The organism is Streptomyces sp. NPDC032091, assembly GCF_055580265.1.
Map to the genome: position 1 here is coordinate 195,646 of NZ_JBVILR010000004.1, position 24,035 is coordinate 219,680.

Consider the following 24,035-nt stretch of genomic DNA (forward strand, 5'->3'; position numbering starts at 1 on the left):
CAGGGTGCCGCGGGGGCGGCAGAGGGGGTCAGTCGGTGGGTTCGCCCAGCGGGACGTCGAGCCCGATGGCCTCGGCCGCCACGGCGATGGCGTAGTCGAAGTACGCGGCCTCGTCCTTGACGCTGTCGTGGGTGCGGCTGAAGACCTGGAACACCAAGAGCCCGATGAGGTTGCTCCACAGCACGATGCCGCGCTCGATGATGTCCGAGAACGGTGCCTCGGGCACCCCGCCGAAGGCCTCCACGGCGGCCGGCAGCAGCAGCGGGGGACCGGGCAGCGCGCGCCGCGGCGGGGTCAGTTCACCGCCCTCCAGCGCCGCCCGGACGATCCCGGCGAGCACGGCGGGGGTCCGCGCGGCGGCCCGGACGGTGTCCTGCGGGGCGTGGTAGCCCGGCACCGGCGAACCGTAGATCAGCGTGAACTCGCCGGGGTTCGCGAAGGACCACCGGCGCAGCGCGCGCGTGACGGCCAGCAGCCGGGCCCCCGCCGGAGCGCCGGCCGTGTCGGCCCGCTCCATCGCGGCGCCCGAGGCGTCGTAGGCGTCGACGACCAGCGCGGTCAGCAGGTCGTCCCGGTGCGGGAAGACGGCCTCGACCTCGGAACGGCCGAGCCCGGCAGCCCGCGCGACGCCCTCCAGGGACAGCCCCGCGGCCCCGAGCTCCACCAGCTGCCGGCGGGCGGTCTCCTTGATCGCCCCTGCCCGCACCGGGTCGTCGGCGTTCGAACTGATTGCTGAAACGTCCATGCCGGAACCGTACCCGCCGCCCCGAACGGCCGTGATCCCCGCACCGGGAGCGACCGCGGCCGACCAGCGGGATCCGGCCACGACGGTATGGCGCGTTCTGCCCCGGCGTGGCCCCTGACGGCTTTCGGCGGCGGACCGGCGCAGGGTCAGGACGCGGGTGGTGCCGCCGTCGTCCTCGGTGACGTCCCGGACGTGCTCGAAGCCGATCCGCTCCAGCAGGACCAGCGAGGCGGCGTTCTCCGCGGCCACGGTCGCGTGCACCTCGGCCAGTCCCAGGGTCTCGAAGCCGTAGGCCGTGAGGGCGCCCGCCAGTTCGGTCCCCAGTCCCGCACCCCAGGCCGAGGGGGCCAGCGCGTAGATGATCTCGTACCCGTCGACCTCGTCGGTCCGCTTGATCTCGGCGTGCCCGATCAGCTCGCCGGCGCGGCGGACGGCCCACACGTCGAACAGGTTCCCGGCGTAGACCTTGGTGAAGATCCGGCCGAACAGCGCCCGGTCCTCCTCCTCGGAGACGGGGCCGTCACCCATCCACCGCGACACCCGCACGTCCTGGAAGAGGGTGACGAAGTCCTCCTCGTCGCCGGGGACATAGGGGGTCAGCAGCAGGCGCTCGGTGCGCAGGGGGGAGGTCACGATCGGGAACGCTAGCCACCGGGTACCGGGGCGGCAAACGCATATCCGACCGGGCGGGCGGCCGGGCGCGCCACCGGGTGAGCGGCGTCTCACCGGCCCGGGCTTGTCTATGCAACGAGTTGCATAGAAAGATCGGGGCATGGCGCTCGACCACGCGATCCTCGTCTCGCTCCTGGAGATGCCGGGCTCCGGCTACGAACTGGCCCGGCGGTTCGACCGGTCCATCGGCTACTTCTGGACCGCCACGCACCAGCAGATCTACCGCGTCCTCGCCCGCATGGCGGGCGACGGCCTGCTCACCGTCCGCGAGGTGCCCCAGCAGGGCCGGCCGGACAAGAAGGAGTACGCCGTCGCGGCCCCCGGCCGCGCCGCCCTCTCCCGCTGGCTGCACGAGCCGATCGAGCCCGAGAGCATGCGCCACGAACTCGCGGTGAAGATCCGCGGCGCGGCCTTCGACGACCCGGCCGCCCTGGTCCGCGAGGTCGAACGCCACCACCGCGCCCACACCGACCGCCTCGCGCACTACCTCGCGGGCGAGCGGCGCGACTTCACCGGACCCGGCGCCCCCGGCCCGCTCGACGCGGGGCAGGAGCTCCAGCACGTCGTGCTGCGCGGCGGCATCGCGTACGAGCGGATGACCATCGCCTGGCTGGACGACGTCCTCGCCACCCTGCACCGCCTCGGCGCGACGCCGCCGCCGTCCGCCTGACCGCACCCCACCCACCACCTCCCGGAAGGCGACCCCTCATGGCCGACCCCCTCCTCTTCAACCCGCGCACCTACGACCCGGCGCACTTCGACCCCGAGACCCGCCGCCTGCTGCGCGCCACGGTCGACTGGTTCGAGGAGCGCGGCAAGCGCCGGCTGCTGGAGGACTACCGCACCCGCGCCTGGCTCGCGGACTTCCTCGCCTTCGCCGCCAAGGAAGGCCTGTTCTCCACCTTCCTCACCCCGGCCTCCGCCGCCGGCCGGGAGGACCAGCGCTGGGACACCGCCCGGATCGCGGCCCTCAACGAGATCCTCGGCTTCTACGGCCTCGACTACTGGTACGCCTGGCAGGTGACCATCCTCGGCCTCGGCCCGGTCTGGCAGAGCGGGAACGCCGCCGCCCGCGCCCGCGCCGCCGAACTCCTCTCCCAGGGCGAGGTGTTCGCCTTCGGCCTGTCGGAGCGGACCCACGGCGCCGACATCTACTCCACCGACATGCTCCTGGAGCCCGACGGCGACGGAGGCTTCCTGGCCACCGGCTCCAAGTACTACATCGGCAACGGCAACGCCGCCGGCCTCGTCTCCGTCTTCGGCCGCCGCACCGACGTCGAGGGCCCGGACGGCTACGTGTTCTTCGCCGCCGACAGCCGCCACCCGGCGTACGGGCTCGTCCAGAACGTGGTGCACTCCTCCAAGTACGTCAGCGAGTTCCGGCTGGAGCGCTACCCCGTCGCCGCCGAGGACGTCCTGCACACCGGGCGCGCCGCCTTCGACGCCGCCCTCAACACCGTCAACGTCGGCAAGTTCAATCTCTGCACCGCCTCCATCGGCATCTGCGAGCACGCGATGTACGAGGCCGTCACCCACGCGCAGAACCGAGTGCTCTACGGGCGTCCCGTCACCGCCTTCCCGCACGTGCGCCGCGAGCTGGCCGACGCCTACGTCCGCCTCGTCGGCATGAAGCTGTTCAGCGACCGCGCCGTGGACTACTTCCGCTCCGCCGGTCCCGAGGACCGCCGCTACCTCCTCTTCAACCCGATGACGAAGATGAAGGTGACCACCGAGGGCGAGAAGGTCATCGACCTGATGTGGGACGTCATCGCGGCCAAGGGCTTCGAGAAGGACACCTACTTCGCCAACGCCGCCGTCGAGATCCGGGGCCTGCCCAAGCTGGAGGGCACCGTCCACGTCAACCTCGCGCTGATCCTCAAGTTCCTGCGCAACCACCTGCTGGAGCCGGTGGACTACCCGGCCGTGCCGACCCGCCTCGACGCGGCCGACGACGAGTTCCTCTTCCGGCAGGGCCCGGCCCGCGGCCTGGGCTCCGTACGCTTCCACGACTGGCGGCCCGCCTTCGACGCGTACGCCGAGGTGCCGAACGTCGCCCGCTTCCGCGAGCAGGCCGACGCCCTCTGCGCGTTCGTCGCCACCCTCGCCCCCGACGAGGCGCAGAGCCGCGACCTGGACTTCCTGCTCTCCGTGGGTCAGCTGTTCGCCCTGGTGGTGCACGGCCAGCTGATCCTGGAGCAGGCCCGCCTGACGGACCTGGACCGGGACGTCCTCGACGAGCTGTTCTCCGTCCTCGTCCGCGACTTCTCCGGCCACGCCGTCGAACTGCACGGCAAGGACTCCGCCACGCCGGCGCAGCAGGACTGGGCGCTCGGCGCGGTGCGCCGCCCGGTCGTCGACGAGGCCCGCGCGGCCCGGGTCTGGGAGCGCGTCGAAGCCCTCTCGGGGGCGTACGAGATGGCGCCGTAACGGCGGTCCGCCCGGCCGGGGCCGGGGGAATCCCCGGGCCGGGGGAATCCCCGGGCCCGGCCCCGCGTGCGTGCGGGCGCCTGGTCAGGCGGCGGGTTTGCCGGGCTGGTCGTGGGTGGAGCAGTGGATGCCGCCGCCGCCCGAGGCGATCGTGTCGATCTGGACCTGGACCACGTCACGCTTCGGGAAGTGCTCCCGGAGGATGCCGAGGGCGCGGTCGTCGGCCTGCCGGTCGCCGAACCGGGGCAGGAACACCGCGCCGTTGGCCACGTAGAAGTTGGCGTAGGTGGAGACGAAGTCGTCGCCCCGGCCCGTGATCCGGTCCAGGTCCGGCTGCGGCAGGTCGATGATCTGGAAGCGCCGGCCGCGGGCGTCCGTGGCCTTGGACAGGACGGACTTCGCCTGGTCGGCGGAGCGGGACCAGGAGTCCGGCGGGGTGGTCGGGTGCGCGCGGTCCAGCAGCACCACGCCGGGCGCGGCGAAGCGGACGAGGCTGTCGACGTGGGCGTCGGTGATGTCCTGGCCGCGCACGCCGGCCAGCCAGACCACCTTCTCGACGCCCAGGGTCTGCTTGAGCTCGGCCTCGATGGTGTCCCGGGACTTCCCCTTGTTGCGGTTGTCGTTGACGATCGAGCTCTCGGTGACGAGGAGGGTGCCCTCGCCGTCGGTCTCGAACGAGCCGCCCTCGGCGACGAGGGGGGCCTGGACCCGGGGGATCCCGTACTTCTGTAGCAGGGCCCGGCCGACCTTGGCGTCGTTGCCGTGCTGCTGCTTGTTGCCCCAGCCGTTGAAGTTGAAGTCGACGCCGACGACCTTCCCGGCCTCCTCGACGAACACGGGGACGGTGTCGCGGGCCCACAGGTCGTCGACGGCCAGCGGGATGACCTCGACCTGCTCCCCGCACGCCCGCTGGGCCGCGTCCGCCTGGTCGGGCCGGGCCATCATGACCACCGCCTCGTACTTCCCGACGGCCCGGGCGATCCGCGCGATGTCCTCGCGGACGGAGGGCAGGTCCTTGTCCCACACCCCGGCGGCGATGGCCGGCCAGGCCATGAACGTACGGGTGTGGCTCTCCCATTCGGCGCCGAGCCTGCGCTTCGCGCCGTTCCCGGCGGTCTGGCCGGGGGTGCCGGCCGGGGTGCCGGGGCGCTCGGCGGCACTGTCCGCGGGGCCGCAGGCGGCGGCGCCGAGCGCGAGGGCGCCGAAGCCGGCGAGGGTGCGCAGGACGGTCCGGCGGGTGGGGGGAGGGTTCGTCACGGGGGAACTCCGATCGTGGACTCGTCCCGTCACTGTGGCACTGACTGAAAATTCAGTCAAACCGCCACGCAGGACGAGAACCCGATCGGCCCATGGATCCCCCGGGGCGGTCAGCCCAGCCGGTCGACCTCCACCCGGACCGCCTCGCGCATCAGGTGCCGGGCGTGCTCCAGGGGGAGGAGGCCGCTGAGCCGGCGCACGCTCAGCCCCTCCAGCAGGGCGGTCAGCCGCTCCGCGGCGCCCCTCGCCCCGGCCGGGGCGGCGGCCGGGCGCGCGGCGGCGACCAGCTCGGCGACCTCGGCCACCCAGGCGGCGCCGGCCGCCGCGAGCTCCTCGCGGAGCTCCGGGTCGAAGACGGTGTGGGCCCGCAGCTCCCCCCAGGCCGTGCTGTTCTCGCGGACCTCGGGCAGGTCCTGGAACTCCAGGAGCAGGGTCCGTTCCAGCAGCTCACGGGGGTCGGCCGGACTCCGGGCGGCCGGATCGTCCGAGGGCTCGGTGTACCGGTCGGCCCGGTCCCCGATGAAGGCGAGGGCCTGCCGCAGGATGCCGGGCCGGTCCTTGAAGTGGTAGTAGACCAGGGCGGTGGACACCCCGGCCTCGGCCGCCAGTTCCGTCACCCGCAGCCCGCGGACGCCCCGGCGTGCGATGACGCGGGCGGCGCCCTCGAGGATGGCCCGTCTGCGGTCCGTCACGGTGTGGTCCTTCCTGGGCGAGCCCTCCGGCGGTGTGCGGCACGTATTGTCACACGTTGACTGAAACTTTAGTTAAGGAGACGATGCGAACCGGCCACCTGATCTGCCGCATCGTGGAAAGAGCACCGCATGTCCGACCAGCTTCCCGGCGCAGCGCCCGCCCCCGCGGGCCTGTCCGCCGACGACCCCCGCGAGATCGGCGGCTACCGCCTCCACGCCCGGCTCGGCGCCGGCGGAATGGGGGTGGTCTACCTCGCGTACACGCCCGGCGGCCGCCCCATCGCGCTGAAGGCCGTGCGCGCCGAGTTCGCGGCGGACCCCGAGTTCCGGGAGCGGTTCGCCCGCGAGGTGGCCAGCGCCCGCCGGATCCACGGCCTGTTCACGGCCCAGGTGGTCGACTTCGGGGTGGACGAGCGCACGCCCTGGCTGGCCACCGCGTACGTGCCGGGCCCCTCCCTGCACGAGGTGGTGCGCCGGCACGGCCCGCTGCCGGTACGGACGGTGCTGCTGCTGGTGGCGGGGGTGGCGGAGGCCCTCCAGGCCATCCACGGGGCCGGGGTCGTCCACCGTGACCTCAAGCCCGCCAACGTGCTGATCGCCGGGGACGGCCCCCGCGTGATCGACTTCGGCATCGCCCGGGCGGCCGACTCCTCCGCGCTGACCGGGACCGGCCTGCGGATCGGCACCGCCGCGTTCATGGCGCCCGAGCAGGCGCTCGGCCACCGGGTCACCCCCGCCACCGACGTCTTCGCCCTGGGCGCGCTCGTCGCGTTCGTGGCCGGCGGCGCGCCGCCCTTCGGGGCCGGGCCGGAGTCCAGCGCCCTGTACCGCGTGGTCCACGAGCACCCCGACCTGGCGAGGGTCCCCGCCGAACTGCACGACCTGGTGGCGTGGTGCCTGGCCAAGCAGCCCGGGGACCGCCCGTCCACCGCCGAGCTGATCGCGTACGTCCACGCCCACCCCGCCGTCGGCCGCCGGCCGGAGTTCACCGACGGCTGGCTGCCCCGGCCGGTCCGGGCGGAGGTAGGCGGGGACCCGCACGCCCCGGCCCCCGTCGGGCCCGGGCCCGTCACCCACGCCCCGACGGCCATGGCGGCCACCGCCACCGCCACCGCCGCCGCCTCCGCCGTGCCCCGGTCCGGCGCCCCGGCGCCGGCGTCCGCCGCCCCGGCCCCCGTCGGCCCGGCGCCGCTCCCGCTGCCGGCGCCGGCGTCCGAGGCCGGCCCCGCGCCGTCCCCCGGCCGCCGGGCGGCGCGCCGCGGGCGGCGGCTGCCCGCCGTCGCCGGGGCGGTGGCCGCGACCCTGCTGGCCTGCGGCGGAGCGGTGTACTACCTGGACGACCCCGGGGAGGGCGCCGCCGCCTCGGCGGAGGACCGGGCCCCGGCGGATGGGGAAGTCGAGCAGCCGTCCCCGTCCTCCACCCCCTATCCGCCCGGTTACACCCGGGTCGAGCTCACCGCGCCGGACGCCGGCTACGAGTTCGACCTGAAGGCCGGGAAGGTGGTGCCCGCCGACACGGCCACCTGGTTCCTCGCCCGGGACGCCCAGTCCCTCGTGCCCTCGGAGGAGTCCGACTCCTTCGTGTCCGACGGCGGGCCGCTCACGGTCCCCGGCTGCCTCCACGGCATCGAGACCAAGCCCGTCACCGCCCTGCCCTTCACCGCCCTGGCGGGGGAGCGGCCGTTCTGCGTCCGCAGCCCCGACCGGCACGAGCTGGCCGTCGTCCGGCTCAGGAAGGCGGCCGCCGCGGGGCCCGTCACGATCGTCGTGGACCAGTACCACCTCGGCTGATCCGTGGGCTCCGGCGCGGAACGAGTTCCTCCCCATCTCTTGACTGAAATTTCAGTTAGCGCAAGGATGCCGGTCATCCCCGCCCCTTCCTCATCAGGGAGCCCCCCATGGAATCGCCCACCACCTCCCGCCGCCGTCTGCTCCGGCTCGGCGCGGCGGCCCTGCCGCTGGCGGCCCTCGGTACGGTCCTGCCCGCCTCCGTCGCCCGCGCCGAGGCCGCCCCGGCCGGGCTGACGATGCCCGCCGAGACCGACGCGCACGTCCGTACGTACATGGCCTGGCCCGCCCTCTCCCGCGTCTGGGGCACCGCGCTGGAGGACGTGCGCGCGGACGTCGCGGGCGTCGCGTACGCGATCTCCCGCTTCGAGCCGGTCGTCGTCCTGGCCAGGCCCGGCCAGGCCGCCGACGCCCGCTACCGGTGCGGCCGCGGCGCGCGGTACGCCATCGACGTGATCGAGATACCGGTCGACGACCTGTGGATCCGCGACTTCGGACCCACCTTCCTGGCCGGCCCGGGAGCCGTCGCCGGCGTGGACACCAACTTCAACGGCTGGGGCAAGACGGGCACCCGGTACGCCCAGCCCTACGCCAACGACGCCGCGGCCGCCGGCATCCTGCTGAACGAGTACGCCGTGAACCGCGTCCAGGCGGGCTTCACCGGCGAGGGCGGCTCGCTGGAGACCGACGGCGAGGGCACCCTGCTCGCCACCGTCAGCTCGCTGGTGAACCCCAACCGCAACCCGGGCATGACGCGGCAGCAGGTGGAACAGGAGCTGAAGACGGCGCTCGGCATCGAGAAGGTCATCTGGGCGCCGGGCCTGGCGGGCGCGGACATCACCGACTGCCACATCGACTGCCTGGCCCGCTTCACGGCCCCGGGCAAGGTCATCCTCGACCGGCCCGGACCGGGAGCGGACGCCAAGTGGATCGCGGTCTACGAGGAGACCAGGCGGGTCCTCCAGGGCGCCACCGACGCCCGGGGCCGCCGCCTGGCCGTCACCGAGCTGCCCGGCCCGGACCGCGCCAGGATCACCGGCAAGGGGGACGAGTTCCTCTCCAGCTACACCAACTACTACACCCCGAACGGCGCGGTGATCGCCCCCCGGTTCGGCGACGCCTACGCGGACGGCGTGGCCTACTCCATCCTGCAGGCCGCCTACCCCGCCCGGGAGGTGGTGCAGATCGCCATCAACGGCATCGCGAGCGGGGGCGGCGGCATCCACTGCGCCACCCAGTCGCACCCGGCTGTTCCGCCGGCGGTCTGATGGCCGCGGTGCCCCGGCAGGTCCGCCGCTCCGGGGGCGGGCCGGGTGCGTCCGCACCCGAACGCCCCGGTAAGGTGCGGGTCATGGCGTCTCGCAGCACTCAGATCCTCGAAGCGGCCGCCCGGGTGATCGCCCGGCGCGGGGTCCGCGGGCTGCGCGTGGAGGAACTCGCGGCCGAGGCCGGAGTGTCCACGGCGCTGATCTACTACCACTTCAAGGACCGTACCGGGGTCCTGCGCCAGACCCTCGAATTCATCAACGACCGCGCCGAGCGCTACACCACCGACCGCGACCCCGACGCGCCTCCCCTCACCCCCCGGGAGGAGCTGGACGAGACCCTCCTGCTGGAGCTCCAGGACACCGTGGAGGTCCGGGAGAACAGCTCGGCCTGGGGTGAGCTGCGGGCCAGCGCCGTCTTCGACGAGGTGTTGCGCGAGGACCTCGCCCGGGCCACCCTGGTGTGGGTCCAGGAGGTCGCCGCGCTGCTCGGCCAGGTCCAGCCGATGGCGACCGCCTCCTCGCTCGCCGAGGCCGCCGAACGCCTCACCGCCCTCCTGGAGGGGCTCAGCATGCGCTGGCTCAGCGGCGGCATCCGGATCGACCACGCGCGCGAGCTGATGCTCGGAGCCATCGACGCCGAGCTGGCCGGACTCCGCCAGTACTGAGGCGCCCGCCTCCGCCCGCCCCCGGTGGGCCGCCCCGGCCTGTCCGGGGGCGCCCTCGTCCTGTCCTTCCGCAGGCCGGGGCCTTCCCTTGTCGTAGCTCTTGACTGAATTTTCAGTCAGTGTCACAGTTCCTCGCGTCGCCCGGTCTCGTCCCGAGGCGGCGCCACCCCAAAGGATGATCATGAACGTTTCCCGTACCCGGTGGGCGCCATGCCCCTGACCCCCACCGAACGTGACCGGCTCCTGCTGTTCACCGCCGCCGAGCTGGCCCGGTCCCGGCGTGCGCGGGGCCTGCGGCTCAACGTCCCGGAGGCCACCGCGCTGATCGCGGACACGGTGTGCGAGGCCGCCCGCGACGGCGTCCGCCTTGCTGAGGCCCTCGCCCGCGGCCGCTCCGTCCTCGGCCCCGGCGACGTACTGCCGGGCGTCGTGGACATCGTGACCGAGGTGATGGTGGAAGCCGTCTTCGAGGACGGCACCCGTCTCGCCGCCGTCGGCGACCCCTTCGGCGCGCAGCCCCGGGACGACGGGGCCCCCGGCGCCGTCCTGCCGGGTGCGGACATGGTCGACGGGCCCGAGCCCGCGCTCACCCTGACCGTCCGCAACACGGCGTCCGTGCCGGTGAGCGTCACCTCGCACTTCCACTTCTTCGAGGCCAACCCCCGCCTGGACTTCGACCGCGCCGCCGCCTACGGCATGCGGCTGGCGGTCGCGGCCGGCTCCTCCACCCGTTTCGACTCCGGCGCCGTCGTCGAGGTGGGCCTGATCCCCATCGGCGGCGCCCGGATCGCCATCGGCTTCGCGGGCCTGGTCGACGGTCCGCTCGACGCCCCCGGCGCCAAGGCCGAGGCGCTGCGCCGCGCCGCCGCCTGCGGCTACCTCGGCGCGGCGGCCCCCGAAGGGGGCGCGGTATGAGCAGGCCCTCCCGCCACAGCGACCACTGCGCCCCCGGCAGCCGGCACATCGACCCGTACGAGTACGCCACCGTGCACGGCCCCCGGGCGGGGGACCGGGTCCGGCTCGGCGACTCGGGGCTGGTCGTCCGGGTGGAGTCCGACGCGCAGCAGCCCGGTGACGAGTTCCTGGCCGGCTTCGGCAAGACCGCCCGCGACGGCCTCCACCTGAAGGCCGCCGCCGTCCGCGAGACCTGCGACGCGGTGATCACGAACGTCCTGGTCATCGATGCCGTCCTGGGCATCCGGAAGGTGTCCGTCGGCATCCGCGAGGGCCGGATCCACGCGATCGGCCGGGCCGGCAACCCGGACACCCTCGACGGGGTCGACGTCGTCGTCGGCACCGGTACGACGATGATCTCGGGCGAGGGCCTGATCGCCACGGCGGGCGCGGTCGACACCCACGTCCACCTGCTCTCCCCGCGGATCATGGAGGCCTCCCTCGCCAGCGGCGTCACCACGGTCATCGGCCAGGAGATCGGACCGACCTGGGGCGTCGGGGTGAACTCGCCCTGGGCCCTGAGGCACGGGTTCAACGCCTTCGACGCCTGGCCCGTGAACGTCGGCTTCCTCGCCCGCGGCTCCTCCTCGGACGCCGCGCCCCTGGTGGAGGCCCTGGCGGAGGGCGGCGCCTCCGGCTTCAAGGTGCACGAGGACATGGGCGCCCACACCCGGGCCCTGGACACCGCCCTGCGGGTGGCCGAGGAGCACGACGTGCAGGTGGCCCTGCACAGCGACGGCCTCAATGAATGCCTCTCCGTCGAGGACACCCTGCGCGTCCTCGAAGGCCGCACCATCCACGCCTTCCACATCGAGGGCTGCGGCGGCGGGCACGTCCCCAACGTCCTGAAGATGGCGGGCGTGCCGAACGTCATCGGCTCCTCCACCAACCCCACCCTGCCCTTCGGCCGAGACGCCGTCGCCGAGCACTACGGCATGATCGTCTCCGTCCACGCGCTGAAGACCGACCTCCCCGGCGACGCCGCCCTGGCCCGCGACCGGATCCGCGCCGGGACGATGGGGGCGGAGGACGTCCTGCACGACCTGGGCGCCATCGCGATCACCTCCTCCGACGCCCAGGGCATGGGGCGGGCCGGCGAGACCGTCCGCCGCACCTTCGCCATGGCGGGCAAGATGAAGGCCGAACTCGGCCCGATGGACGGGGACGGCGAGGGCGACGACAACGCCCGCGTCCTGCGCTACATCGCCAAGCTGACCATCAACCCGGCCATCGCCCACGGCCTGGCCCACGAGATCGGCTCCATCGAGGTCGGCAAGCTCGCCGACATCGTGCTCTGGCGCCCGGCGTTCTTCGGCGCCAAGCCGCAGATGGTGCTCAAGTCCGGCTTCCCGGCGTACGGGGTCACCGGCGACCCCAACGCCGCCACGGACTGCTGCGAACCGCTGGTCCTCGGCCCGCTCTTCGGCGCCCACGGCGCCGCCCCCGCCGACCTCTCCGTCGCGTTCGTCAGCCGTGCCGCCGCCGAATCCGGCTCCTTCGGCGCCCCGTACGACGCCCTCGGCACCCGGCGCCGCCGGGTCGCCGTCCGCGGCACCCGGGGGATCGGCCCGGGAAGCATGATCGGCAACGCCCGCCTCGGCGCGGTCGACGTGGACCCCCGCAGCGGCCTCGTGACCCTCCAGGGGGAGCCCCTGCGCTCCGAACCCGCGGAGCGGGTCTCCCTCAACCGCCTCTACTTCCTCTGACCTCGCTCTTGACTGAATTTTCAGTTCGGTGGAAGACTCCGCCGACACAAGAAATGAGACACCTGATGGCTGAATACCGTATGCCCGCCGAGTGGTCCGCGCACGAGGGCTGTCTGATGGCCTGGCCCACCCGCGAGGACCTGTGGGGCAGCGTGCTGGCCGACGTCAAGGAGGAGTACGCGGGAGTCGCCCGCGCCATCTCCGCCTTCGAGCCCGTCACCATGGTCGCCCCGCCCGGATTCGGCCAGGACGCCCGCAGCCACTGCGGGGACGGCGTCACCGTCATCGAGCTGCCGCTCGACGACTCCTGGTTCCGCGACTCCGCCCCGCTGTTCGTCCTCGACGCGGACGGCCGGCGCGCCGGCGTGGACTTCCGCTTCAACGCCTGGGGCGGCAAGCACCACCCCTTCGACGCCGACGACCGGATCAGCGCCCTCCTGCTGGAGCACCTCGGGGTCGAGCGCATCGCCTCCCGCATGATCCTGGAGGGCGGGGCCGTCACCGTCGACGGCGAGGGCACGCTCATCACCACCGAGCAGTGCCTCCTGCACCCCAACCGCAACCCCGGCATGACCCGCGAGGAGATCGAGGACGAGCTCAAGGCCCGCCTCGGCATCACCAAGGTCATCTGGCTGCCCTACGGAGGCCTGCGCGACACCGAGACCGACGGCCACGTGGACGGCGTCTGCGCCTTCGCCGCGCCCGGCACGGTCGTCGTCTCCCTGCCCTCCGACCCCGCCCACCCCGACTACGCCCGGATGCGCGCCAACCGCGCCGTCCTGGAAGCCGTCACCGACGCCCGGGGCCGACGCCTGGAGGTCATCGAGCTCCCGCAGACGGCCTTCACCGACCTCGCCGACGGCGAGGTCGAGGTGTCGTACATGAACTACTACATCGCCAACGGCGGTGTCGTCGTCCCCGTCGCCGGGGTGCCCCAGGACGAGGACGCCCTCGCCGTCATCGCCGCCGCCCACCCCGGCCGCAAGGTCGTCGGCGTACGGGCGCTCGCCATCGCCTTCGGCGGCGGCGGCGTCCACTGCATCACCCAGCAGATCCCCGCCCCGCCGGCCGCCGGCTGAACCGTACCGCCCTGCCGCTCCAGGCGGACCGCCCGTCCCCGGCGGTCCGCCCGCTCCTCCCCCCCCCGACCCTCACGGAACGAAAGAGCGCGACGATGACCCTCTCCCCACCCCGCACCGGCAGACGCCCGCGCCCGCGCGCGGCGGCCGCCGTCACCGCCGCCCTGACGGCCTGCGCCCTCCTCGCCGGCTGCTCCGGCCCGCCGAAGGACGAGGCCGGCGGCGTCACCGACGTCAAACTGTCGCCCTCCACCCCCGAGGCCCGCGGCGAGATCGACTCCTTCACCTGGGCCGTCTACGCCGAACCGCCCACCCTCGACTACACCGCCGCCTTCGACTACCCGCAGAACACCGTGCTCTCCAACGTGTGCGAGAGCCTCATGCGGTGGACCCCGTCCCTCACCACCGAGCCCGGACTGGCCCGGCAGGCGACCAACCCCGACCCCACCACCTGGGTCTACGACCTGCGCCCCGGCGTCCGCTTCCACGACGGCCGCGAGATGACCGCCGACGACGCCGTCTTCAGCCTCGCCCGGCAGATGGACCCCCAGAACGCCGCCGCCTGGGCCCAGGTCTTCCAGAACGTCGCCTCGGTCACCAAGACCGGCCCGCTCCAGGTCACCGTCACGCTCAAGAAGCCCGACTCCCAGTTCCCCCAGTACATGGCCACCGCCGCCGGGGTCGTGGCCTCCAAGGCCACCGTCGAGGCCGCCGGCAAGGACTACGGCACCACCGGCGGCCTCGGCTGCACCGGCCCGTTCACGCTCGGCACGTGGAACAAGGGCCAGTCCATCGAACTGGACCGCTTCGACGGCTACCGCGGTACGAAGGCCAAGTCGAAGAAGGCCGTCTTCCGCATCCTCACCGACCCCTCCGCCCGCACCAACGCCCTCCTCGGCGGAGAGGCCGACGGCGGCTATCTGATCCCGACCGAGAGCTACGCCCGGCTGCGCGACAGCGGGACCGGAAAGCTCTGGTTCGGCGAGGGCCTCAGCACGGTCAACGTCAACGTCACCAACCTGAAGGGCCCGCTCGGCGACCTCCGCGTCCGCCAGGCCCTGTCCCTGGCCCTGGACCGCACCGGCTTCGTCAAGGCCGGACTCGGCGGCGCGGGCACCGTCACCAACTCGCTCACCACGCACGCCGCCTGGGCCGCCGCCCCCGAGCGCACCCTGAAGACCGCCTTCGACGGCCTGCCGCCCACCGGCCAGGACATCGAGAAGGCCACCGCCCTGATCAAGGAGGCCGGGGCCACCGGCAAGACCCTGACCGTCGCCACCAGCTCCATCGGCCAGGACGTCTCCCTCCTCGCCACCGCCGTCCAGGCGGCCGGCACCCGCATCGGCCTGGACATCCGGCTGAAGACGATCGCCCCGAACGCCTTCACCGCCCTGTTCACCGACCCCCAGGCGCGCGAGGGCATCGACATGTTCCCGCTCACCTACTACGACTCGATCACCGACCCGCTCGACCTGCTGGTCAACTTCAAGACCGGCGCCTACCTCAACTTCGGCGGCTACAGCGACCCCGAGTACGACCGCCTCGTCGACCAGGCCACCGCCGTCTACCCGACGGAGGAGCGCATGGACATCGCCGCCAGGCTCCAGCACCAGGCGTCCGAACGGCTGCTGTGGATCCCCGTCGCCGAATGGCCCACCGCCCTGTTCATGAACAAGCGGATCACCGGCGCCCCCACCACCATCTCGTACATGTACTACCCGTGGGCCGCGGACGTGGGGGCCGCGCAGTGAGTTTCCTCAGGTTCGCCGTACGACGGGTGGCGGAGATGGCCGCCACCCTGCTCGTCGCCTCGTTCGTCGTCTTCGGGGCCCTGTATCTGGCGCCGGGCAACCCGGCGAGCTTCCTGCTCGCCGGCCGCTCCGCCTCACCGGAGGCACTGGCCGCGATCAACGCCCAGTACCACCTGGACGACCCCTTCCTCGTCCGCTGGCTGCGCTGGCTGGGCGACGTCCTCCACGGGGACTTCGGCCGGTCCATCACCTACCGGACCGACGTCTCCCGCCTGCTCGCCGACCGGCTGCCCACCACCCTGCTCCTGATCGCGATGTCGCTCGCCGTGGTCGTCGCCGTCGGCCTGCTGCTCGGCCGGATCGCCGCCGTGCGCGGCGGGGCCACCGACTCGGCCATCCTCGTCACCACCACCTTCGCCGTCGGCACCCCGTCCTTCGTCGCGGCGGTCCTCCTCCAGGGCCTGTTCGCCGTCGACCTCGGCTGGTTCCCCAGCAGCGGTACGGGCGAAGGCGGCTTCGGGGACCTGCTGTGGCACCTCGTCCTGCCCTCGGTCGCCCTCGCGCTGTACCTGATCGGCATGCTCGCCCGGGTCACCCGTTCCGCCATGCTCGAAGCCCTCGACAGCGAGCACGTCACCGTCGCCCGCAGCCGCGGGGTCCCCGAGCGCCAGGTCATCCGGCGCCATGTCTTCCGCAACTCGCTGGGCACCGTCCTGACCACCGGCGGGCTGATCGTCTCCACCCTGCTGGTGTGCACCATCCTCGTGGAGACCGCCTTCAGCGTCGGCGGCATCGGACAGCTCCTCGAACTGTCCACCACCACCAAGGACTTCCCGACCGTCCAGGCCATCTCGCTGATCATCGTCGCCCTCTTCATGACCGTGAACCTGCTCGTGGACCTGGCCCTGCCCCTCGTCGACCCCCGGGTCACCCTCGGTTCCAGGAGGGCCTCCACGTGACCGCCGTACTGACCCGCAGACCCGGCCTCGCCCGGATCCGCGCGGCAGGCTCCCCGCTCCACCTGGCCTGCCTGGCGTTCGTCGCCCTCGTCGTCCTCGCCGCCGTGCTCGCGCCGTGGCTCGCCCCGCACGACCCCAACACGGTCGATCTCGGCGACGCCCTCGCCGCGCCCTCCGCCGCCCACCCCTTCGGCGTGGACGCCGCCGGCCGTGACACCCTCTCCCGACTGCTGCTCGGCGCCCGGACCTCACTGCTCGGACCGCTCGGCGTTGTCGTCTTCTCCACCGTCGCCGGCATCGCCATCGGCACGGCCGCGGCCTGGCGCGGCGGCTGGCTCGACTCCGTCCTCTCCCGCAGCACCGAGCTGGTCTTCGCCTTCCCCGGCATGCTGCTCGCCATCCTGATCATCTCCGTCCACGGCGAGGGGCTGCTCGCCCCCGTGCTCGCCCTCGCCGTGGCCTACACCCCCTACGTCAGCCGCCTCACCCGCTCCCTGGTCCTGGCCGAACGGGCCCGGCCGTACGTCAGCGCCCACCGGGTCCAGGGCCACTCCGCCCTCCAGATCTGCCTGCGCCACGTCCTGCCCAACATCGCCCCCGTCGTCCTCGCCCAGTCCGCCGTCAACTTCGGCTACGCCCTCATGGACCTCGCCGGCCTGTCCTTCCTCGGACTCGGCGTCCCCGCCCTCACCCCCGACTGGGGCCGCATGGTCTTCGACGGACAGACCGCCATCCAGCACGGCTACCCGCTGTCCGCGATCCTGCCGTGCGCCGTCATCGTGCTGAGCGTGGTCGCCTTCAACGTGGTGGGCGAGCGCTGGGCGGACCGCGTCGCCAGGAGAGACCGATGACCACGACACCGCACACGCCCGGCCCCGCCCTGGACATCCGGGGGCTGAGGATCACCCTGCCCGGCACCGCCCGGCCCGTCCTCGACGGGGTCGACCTCACCGTCGCCGCCGGCGAGACCATCGCCCTCGTCGGCGAGTCCGGCTCCGGCAAGTCCCTCACCTCCCGCAGCGCCCTGCGGCTGCTGCCGGCCGGCGCCGTCGTCGAGGGCGAGGTCCGGGTCGGCGGCCGGGACGTCCTCACCCTGGGCGCCGCCGCCCTGCGCGCCGTACGGGCCGGTACGGCGGCCATGGTCTTCCAGGACCCGCGCGCCGCCGTCAACCCGCTGCGCCGCATCGGCGACTTCCTCACCGAGAGCGTCACCCTCACCGGCGCCATGGGCCGGGACGAGGCCACCGCCCGGGCCTCCGAGCTTCTGGGAGCCGTCGGCCTGGACGCGTCCCTCCTGCGCACGTACCCCGGCCAGGTCTCCGGCGGCATGCTCCAGCGGGTGGTCATCGCGGCCGCCCTCATGGGAGACCCCGCGCTGCTGCTGGCCGACGAGCCCACCACGGCCCTCGACGTCACCAGCCAGGCGGAGGTCATCGCCCTGCTGGCCGCCCTGCGGGCACGCTTCGGCACCGGCCTGCTGTTCGTCACCCACGACCTCGACCTCGCCGCCGCCATCAGCGACCGGGTCTACGTCATGTACGCCGGCCGGATCGCCGAGACCGGCCCCGCCGAGGAGCTCTTCGCGCGCCCCCGCCACCCCTACACGGCCGCCCTCCTCGCCTCCACCCCGCGCATGGACGGCCCCCGCGGCCGGCTCGCCGCCATCGCCGGCCAGCCGCCGGACCTGCGCCAGGCACTGAGCGGCTGTGCCTTCGCCGCCCGCTGCCCCCTCGCCACGGAGGTCTGTGATCAGCGGGTCCCGGAGCCGGCCGCCGCCCCGGGCCGGCCGGAGCACCTGGCCGCCTGCCACCACAGCGACCGGCTCGAAGGGAGCGCCGTCGATGCGCGATGACATGGATGCCGTGCCGGACACGGTGAACGTACTGGAGGTCAGGGGGCTGAGCCGCTCCTACGGGCCCGTGCGCGCCGTGGACGACGTGTCCTTCGCCCTCCCGGCCGGCGGATCGCTGGGCATCGTGGGGGAGTCCGGCTCGGGGAAGACCACCACGGCCCGGATCATCGTCGGCCTGGAGCGGGCCGACGCCGGCGAGGTCCTGGTCGGCGGCCGGTCCCGTACCGCGCCCGGGGGAGGACGCGGGCGGGCCCGCCGGCTGGCCCGCGCCCGGGAGGTCCAGATGGTCTTCCAGGATCCTTACCTCTCCCTGGATCCCCGCACGAGCGTCGAGGCGGCCCTGCGCGAACCGCTGGGCCTGCACTTCCCCGGCCGCGACCACACCCGGCGGGTCCGCGAGCTGCTCGACCAGGTTGGCCTGGGCACCCGGGCCGCCGACGCGCTGCCCCGGCAGCTGTCCGGCGGCCAGCGCCAGCGCGTGGCCATCGCCCGGGCCCTGGCCGTCGAACCGGCCGTCCTCGTCCTGGACGAGGCCGTGGCGGCGCTCGACGTCTCGGTGCAGGCGCAGATCCTCAACCTGCTCGCCGACATCAGGGAGCAGACCCGGATCGGGTACCTCTTCATCACCCACGACCTCGGCGTCGTGCGGTGCGTCACGGACGAGATCGTCGTGATGCGCCACGGCCGCGTCGTCGAGGCGGGGGCCACGGCCGAGGTGCTCGCCGCCCCCCGGCACGCCTACACCCGCCTCCTCCTGGAGTCGGTGCCGCGCCCGGGATGGGACCCGGAGGCGATCGCCGCCGCCCGCAGGGCGCTCTGAGACGGGGGAGCGGGGGGGGGGGGGGGGGGGGGGGGGGGGGGGGGGGGGGGGGGGGGTGGGGGGGGTGGTGGGGGGGGGGGGGGGGGGGGGGGGGGGGGGGGGGGCTCAGGCGCCGGCGGCGAGCGTGCGGATCAGCGTCCGCAGGACCGGCTCGCCGCCGTCGCCGGGGACGGATCCGGTGTCGGCGCCCATGGACTCCATGGCCGCCAGGCCGTCCACGGCGGCGGCCACCGCCAGGCCCAGCGGGCGGGGGTCCAGGCCCCCGCCGCGTTCGTCGGCCAGTACCTGGAACAGCGCGACGAAACAGGCGCGCCAACGGCGGTACTCGGCCTCCAGCCCCTCCCGCACCCGGTCGTCGTTCAGGGCGTGCCAGTGCAGCGCCGAGTGGAGGTGGGAGAGCTCCGCTCCCTCGGGCCGGCCCAGCAGCCCCACCACGCGCTCGGCGCGCTCCGCGAAGGTGCCGGGGGCGGACACCGCCTCCTCCAGCGGGGTGATCCACTCGGGGTGGATGTCCGTGATGACGGCCAGGATCAGGTCGGTCCGGTCCTGGAAGTGGTAGTGGCACATCCCGTGCGACACCCCGCTCAGCGCGGCCACGTTGCGGGTGGTGAACCGTTCGCTCAGCTCACCCGCGAGCAGGGTCCGCGCGGCGGCGATCAGCCGTGCCCGGGTCTGCTCGCCCTTCGCCGACGGCCGCGGGCGGGCGGCGCGTCCGGGAAGGGCGGACGGGACCTCGGAACGCTGCGCGGAAGCTGCCATGGGCGTCACTCTAACCAGCCTCCACCACGCCACCTGGGGCTTTTCCCGATCCGCCGGAAGAACCCTGCCGCAACTATTGACCGAGCGCTTGGCCAGTTCTAGCTTTCCGGCCAACCCCACTGCCCGTGGGGGGAGTTGGGACATCGGAGGAACCGTCATGAACGCACACAAGGGGAACCCGCCCGGGAGCGGCGGCATGGGAAGACGCAGGTTCCTGACGTCGGCCGCCGCGACGGGCATCGCCGCCGCGGCCGGCCTCGCGGCGTCCGGGGGGCCCGCCCGGGCCGCCTCCGCGCCGCGCCCGGCCGCCCCGGGCACGTTCCGGGTGCCGGCCGAGGACGTCCGCCACGCCCGCACCTGGATGGCCTTTCCGGACAGCGGCTCGATCTGGGGCAACGCGCTCTCCGGGGTCCAGTCGGACATCGCCCTGATCGCCCGGACCATCGCCAAGTACGAACCCGTCCACCTCTGCGCCAACCCCGCGAGCGCGGCCAGGGCCCGCTCCCTGGCCGGTCCGACCGTCACCGTCCTCACCTCGATCCCGGTCGACGACTGCTGGATGCGCGACAGCGGCCCGGTCTTCCGCACCGACGGAGCCGGCGGCCTCGACGCCATCGGCCTGAACTTCAACGGCTGGGGCAACAAGCAGACCCACGCCCGCGACGCCCTGGTCGCCGGCCGGATCGCCGCCTACGCCGGGGTCCCCTTCACCGCGGCCGGGCTGGTGGGCGAGGGCGGCGCGGTCGAACAGGACGGCGCCGGCACCCTGATGGCCACCCGCAGCAGCCTCATCAACAGGAACCGCAACCCGGGCCTCTCCCAGGCACAGATCGAGGCCGCCCTGTACAGCGCCTACGGGGCCTCCAAGGTCATCTGGTTCGACGGCGTGGTCGGCCAGGACATCACCGACGACCACGTGGACGCGACCTCCCGCTTCCTCGCCCCCGGCCGCGCCCTCGTCCAGATGCCCCTGGCCACGGACACCGACGTCTACGCCAAGGACGCCCGCCGGCAGTACCAGGTCCTCTCCGCCGCCACGACCGCCGACGGCACGCGCATGGCCGTCGAGAAGCTCCAGGGCCCCGACTACAACAAGATCCGCTCGACGAACCGGGACTTCCTCGCCTCGTACGCCAACTACTACCTCTGCAACGGCGCCGTGATCGCCGGCCAATTCGGCGACGCCGGCGCCGACACGGCGGCCCGGGCCACCCTGGCCCGTCTCCACCCGGGCCGGGCGATCGAACTGCTCGACATCGACCGCCTCGGCACGGGTGGCGGTGGCATCCACTGCGTCACCCAGCAGCAGCCGGTCCCGTAAGGGCCCCGGCGTCCGGTGGCCGGCCGCCACCGGACGCCCGGCGCCGGCCGGCATGCGGCCGTCCGGGGGAGCCGCTAGCGTCGAATACGTACGTTCCGCCCAGAGCGCCGCGGCGCCGCCCGGCACGGGCAGCCGCACGAGTCGGCAGAGGAACGGGATCCCATGGCGCACCACACCCGGAACACGGCGGCCGCCGCGGCCGCCCTGCTCTTCCTCACGGCGCTCGGTACGGCACCGGCCACCGCCGCACCCAGCCCCTCGGCCCCCGCCCGCTTCGTACCCGGCCCCTGCCCGAAGACGGCCGAGCCGGTGCCGGAGCTGGCCAAGGCGCGCTGCGGCTTCCTGGAGGTCCCCGAGAACCGCGCCCGCCCCGGCGGGCGGACCATCAGGCTGGCCGCGGCGGTCATCCCGGCCGTCGCGGCGAAACCCGCCGCGGAGCCGGTGGTGTTCATGGCGGGCGGCCCCGGCGGCGAGACCTTCGACGACATCCCCTTCCTGGTCTCCTCCGGGGTGAACGCCGACCACGACCTGGTCATCATGGCGCAGCGCGGCAACCGCTACGACCAGCCGAACCTGGCCTGCCCGGAGGTGGACCGCTTCAACGCCCGCTACGTGGGCCTCGGTTACGACTCGGCGCAGGCGAAGTCGCAGATGCTGGACGCCTTCAAGCAGTGCCGTGACCGCCTCACCGCCGACGGGACCGACCTCGGCGCCTACAACACCGGGGAGAACGCGGCCGACTTCGCCGACCTGCGCACGGCCCTCGGCATCGCCGAGTGGAACGTCTACGGGTACTCCTACGGCACCAACCTCGCCCTCACCCTCCTGCGCACCCGTCCCGAGGGGATCCGCGCGGTGGCGATCGACTCGGTCACGCCCCCGCAGACCGTGATGCTGCCCTGGGGCTGGCCCAGCGCACAGGAGGGCATAGGCGCCATCCTCGACGCGTGCGCGGCCCAGCCGGCCTGCAAGAGCCGCTACCCGGACCTCCGCAAGACCCTGGACGAGCAGGTGCGCAGGCTGGAGGCGAAGCCGCTGACGCTGACCGCCCCGCCCCCGAAGGGCGGGGACCCGGTGAAGGTGGTCCTCGACGGGGGAGCGGTTCTCAACGTGCTGGTCGCCAACACCATCAAGCCCGTCGACGTCCCGGCGGCGATCGACGAGCTGGCCCACGGAAACCCGGAGCGCTTCGCCCGGGCCCGGGCGGTCGACGCGGTCCCGGCGGTCGGCATGACCGCGCACGGGCTGACGGAGTCCGTGGCCTGCGCCGAATGGACGCCGGGGGTCTCGGAATCCGGCGTGCTGGACGCGGGCCGCAAGGCCTTCCCCGGCTGGCCGGACACCGTCCTGGCCCAGACGCCGCAGCTGCCCTTCCAGTTCGACGTGTGCCGGACCTGGAACGTTCCCGACCGGGCCGCCCAGCAGCGGGTGGCCGCCGTCAGCTCCGTACCGGTGCTCCTCCTCTCGGGGACCTTCGACCAGAAGACCGGTTCGGAGTTCGCGAAGGACGCGGCCCGTACGCTGTCCCGCTCGACCTCTGTGAAGATCCCCGGGATCACGCACTGGGTGGTCCCCCAGTCGCCCTGCGCGGCGAAGGTGCTCGCCTCCTTCCTCGCCCGTCCGACCGCCCCCGACACCGGCTGCGTGGCCGGCCTCACGCCGGCACCGTTCACCATCACCCCGAAGTGACCGGGAGGACCGATGGCCCGCACTCACGCGTCCCGCCCCCGCCGCACCGTGCGACGGCTGCACGCCTCCTCCGCCGGCCTGGCGGCCGGAGTGCTCCTCACCGGCCTGTTCGGCGCGCCCGCCCCCGCGTACGCCGAGGTCACCCCGAGCCCGGCACCGCCGGTCGGCAGCGTCGCCGGGAACGCCCGCGACGCCCGCTACACACCGGGCCCGTGCCCCCGGACACCGGAGCCGATCGCGGAGCTCGCCGGGGCCCGCTGCGGAACGCTCACCGTGCCCGAGAACCGGACCAAGCCGGCCACCCGGTGGATCAAGCTCGGTGTGGCGATCATGCCGGCGCTCGCCGCGAAGCCCCAGCCCGACCCGATCGTCTGGCTCGCCGGAGGCCCGGGGGATGACGCCGTCGGCGAGGCCAAGATGGCCGTCGACGGCGGCCTGAACCGCGACCGCGACGTCATCCTCATGTCCCAGCGCGGCACGTACTCGGCCAACCCGGCGCTCACCTGCCCGAACATCGACGAGTTCAACGCGCGGGCGACCGGGCTCGCCTCCGACTCGCCCGAGACCCAGCGCCTGCACCTCCAGGCCACGAAGGCCTGCCGCGACCGGCTGACCGGCCTCGGGGCCGACCTCGGCGCCTACAACGACACCGAGAGCGCCGCCGACCTCGCGGACCTGCGCACCGCGCTCGGCGTCCCGCAGTGGAACCTGTACGGCATCTCCTACGGCACCCAGCTGGCCCTCGTCACCATGCGCCTGCACCCCGAGGGGATCCGGTCGGTCGGCATCGACGGCATCCTGCCGCCCTCCACCGCCGGCGAGGCCCTCACCTGGAGCGCCGCCAAGCAGGGCTTCGACGGCCTGTTCAAGGCCTGCGCCGAGCAGGCCGCCTGCAACGACCGCTACCCGAACCTCCCGGCCACCTTCGAACGCCTCGTGCGCGAACTCCAGGCCAAGCCCGTCACCACCACCGTCACCCTGCCCGACACCCACAAGCCGGTGAAGGTGGTCCTGGACGGCTCGGCCCTGGTGAACTGGATGACCTCGGCCACCCATGTGGCGCCCCAGGTGCCCCGCGCCCTCGACGAGCTGGCCCACGGCAAGCCCCAGCGGATCGCCGAGCAGTGGTCGACCGCCAAGTACAGCCCCCAGGCCCTCGGCCGGACCTCCCACGGGCTGGTCTACGGCGTCTTCTGCAGCGAGTGGACCCCGTACGAGGCCCGGGACGCGGCCCTGCGCGGCGGCGAGGAGGCCTTCCCGGCCTTCCCGCGCGCGGTCCAGTCCCAGTCGCCGCAGCTGGCCTACCTCCGCCAGGACTGCGACGCCTGGAACGTCCCGGCCGCGCCCCGCTCCATCAGGGACGTCACGAAGAGCGACATCCCCACCCTGGCCATCTCGGGCGGCTTCGACTCCCAGACCGGAGCGGCCAACGGCCCGTACGTCGCCCGCACGCTGAGCCGCGCCACCGTCGTCACCGTCCCGTACGAACCGCACGTGGTCTTCGCGACGTCGAAGTGCGCCCAGACCATCGCGGTCTCCTTCTTCGCCAGCCCGACGGCCCCGGACACCGCCTGCCTCAAGGGCCTCAAGCCCCCGGCGTTCGAGACGGGCCCCTGACGGGCCGGCTCTCC

General features: G+C 73.7%; 20 protein-coding genes and 1 pseudogene. 16 read left to right on the forward strand and 5 right to left on the reverse strand.

From position 1 onward, the window contains the following. Nucleotides 1-28: 28 nt before the first annotated feature. Nucleotides 29-745 carry a TetR/AcrR family transcriptional regulator gene (locus tag ACZ5NJ_RS09080; protein ID WP_468764312.1) on the reverse strand — a complete coding sequence of 239 codons (717 nt, stop codon included), beginning with the start codon at nucleotides 743-745 and terminating at the stop codon, nucleotides 29-31. Nucleotides 746-880: 135 nt separating this feature from the next. Beyond that, nucleotides 881-1,378: pseudogene (locus ACZ5NJ_RS09085) on the reverse strand (GNAT family N-acetyltransferase); the annotation flags it as partial. 139 nt (nucleotides 1,379-1,517) lie between these two features. On the opposite strand from ACZ5NJ_RS09085, the gene ACZ5NJ_RS09090 reads away from it, so the two are divergent. Further along, nucleotides 1,518-2,087, forward strand: coding sequence for a PadR family transcriptional regulator (locus tag ACZ5NJ_RS09090; RefSeq protein WP_468764044.1), 570 nt, complete (start codon nucleotides 1,518-1,520; stop codon nucleotides 2,085-2,087). A gap of 38 nt (nucleotides 2,088-2,125) precedes the next feature. After that, on the forward strand, nucleotides 2,126-3,844 hold the full coding sequence (locus tag ACZ5NJ_RS09095; protein ID WP_468764045.1) for an acyl-CoA dehydrogenase family protein: 1,719 nt from the start codon (nucleotides 2,126-2,128) through the stop codon (nucleotides 3,842-3,844). A gap of 84 nt (nucleotides 3,845-3,928) precedes the next feature. Here the strand turns inward: ACZ5NJ_RS09095 and ACZ5NJ_RS09100 are convergent, their stop codons facing one another. Together ACZ5NJ_RS09100 and ACZ5NJ_RS09105 are read right to left on the reverse strand one after the other, a co-directional pair. Beyond that, a complete protein-coding gene (locus ACZ5NJ_RS09100) occupies nucleotides 3,929-5,101 on the reverse strand; it encodes an agmatine deiminase family protein (protein ID WP_468764046.1) in 1,173 nt (390 codons plus the stop codon). A 110-nt stretch (nucleotides 5,102-5,211) separates the two neighbouring features. Further along, a complete protein-coding gene (locus tag ACZ5NJ_RS09105; RefSeq protein WP_468764047.1) occupies nucleotides 5,212-5,793 on the reverse strand; it encodes a TetR/AcrR family transcriptional regulator in 582 nt (193 codons plus the stop codon). Between the two features lie 129 nt (nucleotides 5,794-5,922). Between ACZ5NJ_RS09105 and ACZ5NJ_RS09110 the strand changes: the two genes are divergently transcribed. From ACZ5NJ_RS09110 to ACZ5NJ_RS09160, 11 genes are all read left to right on the forward strand, one after another. Continuing rightward, entirely contained in the window at nucleotides 5,923-7,584 is a 1,662-nt protein-coding gene (locus ACZ5NJ_RS09110; protein ID WP_468764048.1) for a serine/threonine-protein kinase, read from the forward strand. 107 nt (nucleotides 7,585-7,691) lie between these two features. After that, nucleotides 7,692-8,849: an agmatine deiminase family protein gene (locus ACZ5NJ_RS09115; RefSeq protein WP_468764049.1), complete on the forward strand. Its 1,158-nt coding sequence runs from the start codon at nucleotides 7,692-7,694 to the stop codon at nucleotides 8,847-8,849. Nucleotides 8,850-8,932: 83 nt separating this feature from the next. Further along, nucleotides 8,933-9,514 carry a TetR/AcrR family transcriptional regulator gene (locus ACZ5NJ_RS09120; protein WP_468764050.1) on the forward strand — a complete coding sequence of 194 codons (582 nt, stop codon included), beginning with the start codon at nucleotides 8,933-8,935 and terminating at the stop codon, nucleotides 9,512-9,514. Between the two features lie 210 nt (nucleotides 9,515-9,724). Continuing rightward, nucleotides 9,725-10,429, forward strand: coding sequence for an urease subunit gamma (gene ureA, locus ACZ5NJ_RS09125; protein ID WP_468764051.1), 705 nt, complete (start codon nucleotides 9,725-9,727; stop codon nucleotides 10,427-10,429). Then, nucleotides 10,426-12,174, forward strand: a complete 1,749-nt coding sequence (locus ACZ5NJ_RS09130; RefSeq protein ID WP_468764052.1) for an urease subunit alpha — start codon at nucleotides 10,426-10,428, stop codon at nucleotides 12,172-12,174. Before ureA ends, ACZ5NJ_RS09130 begins: the two co-directional genes overlap by 4 nt. 65 nt (nucleotides 12,175-12,239) lie before the next feature. Next, on the forward strand, nucleotides 12,240-13,253 hold the full coding sequence (locus tag ACZ5NJ_RS09135) for an agmatine deiminase family protein (protein ID WP_468764053.1): 1,014 nt from the start codon (nucleotides 12,240-12,242) through the stop codon (nucleotides 13,251-13,253). 95 nt (nucleotides 13,254-13,348) lie between these two features. Continuing rightward, on the forward strand, nucleotides 13,349-15,004 hold the full coding sequence (locus ACZ5NJ_RS09140; RefSeq protein WP_468764054.1) for an ABC transporter substrate-binding protein: 1,656 nt from the start codon (nucleotides 13,349-13,351) through the stop codon (nucleotides 15,002-15,004). Continuing rightward, complete coding sequence (locus ACZ5NJ_RS09145) at nucleotides 15,001-15,963, forward strand: ABC transporter permease (RefSeq protein WP_468764055.1); 963 nt, start codon at nucleotides 15,001-15,003, stop codon at nucleotides 15,961-15,963. Before ACZ5NJ_RS09140 ends, ACZ5NJ_RS09145 begins: the two co-directional genes overlap by 4 nt. Continuing rightward, nucleotides 15,960-16,814, forward strand: coding sequence for an ABC transporter permease (locus ACZ5NJ_RS09150; protein WP_468764056.1), 855 nt, complete (start codon nucleotides 15,960-15,962; stop codon nucleotides 16,812-16,814). Before ACZ5NJ_RS09145 ends, ACZ5NJ_RS09150 begins: the two co-directional genes overlap by 4 nt. Then, entirely contained in the window at nucleotides 16,811-17,815 is a 1,005-nt protein-coding gene (locus ACZ5NJ_RS09155) for an ABC transporter ATP-binding protein (protein WP_468764057.1), read from the forward strand. The genes ACZ5NJ_RS09150 and ACZ5NJ_RS09155 overlap by 4 nt, the downstream gene beginning before the upstream one ends. Beyond that, nucleotides 17,805-18,635: an ABC transporter ATP-binding protein gene (locus tag ACZ5NJ_RS09160; RefSeq protein ID WP_468764058.1), complete on the forward strand. Its 831-nt coding sequence runs from the start codon at nucleotides 17,805-17,807 to the stop codon at nucleotides 18,633-18,635. The genes ACZ5NJ_RS09155 and ACZ5NJ_RS09160 overlap by 11 nt, the downstream gene beginning before the upstream one ends. Nucleotides 18,636-18,740: 105 nt before the next feature. Here ACZ5NJ_RS09160 and ACZ5NJ_RS09165 read toward each other — a convergent pair whose 3' ends face one another. After that, nucleotides 18,741-19,394: a TetR/AcrR family transcriptional regulator gene (locus ACZ5NJ_RS09165; protein WP_468764059.1), complete on the reverse strand. Its 654-nt coding sequence runs from the start codon at nucleotides 19,392-19,394 to the stop codon at nucleotides 18,741-18,743. Nucleotides 19,395-19,590: 196 nt separating this feature from the next. Between ACZ5NJ_RS09165 and ACZ5NJ_RS09170 the strand changes: the two genes are divergently transcribed. The 3 genes from ACZ5NJ_RS09170 (at nucleotide 19,591) to ACZ5NJ_RS09180 (ending at nucleotide 24,021) form a co-directional block, all read left to right on the forward strand. Continuing rightward, nucleotides 19,591-20,715, forward strand: a complete 1,125-nt coding sequence (locus tag ACZ5NJ_RS09170; protein ID WP_468764060.1) for an agmatine deiminase family protein — start codon at nucleotides 19,591-19,593, stop codon at nucleotides 20,713-20,715. 162 nt (nucleotides 20,716-20,877) lie between these two features. Next, entirely contained in the window at nucleotides 20,878-22,404 is a 1,527-nt protein-coding gene (locus ACZ5NJ_RS09175) for an alpha/beta fold hydrolase (RefSeq protein ID WP_468764061.1), read from the forward strand. Between the two features lie 12 nt (nucleotides 22,405-22,416). Then, a complete protein-coding gene (locus tag ACZ5NJ_RS09180) occupies nucleotides 22,417-24,021 on the forward strand; it encodes an alpha/beta fold hydrolase (protein ID WP_468764062.1) in 1,605 nt (534 codons plus the stop codon). Nucleotides 24,022-24,035 lie beyond the last annotated feature (14 nt).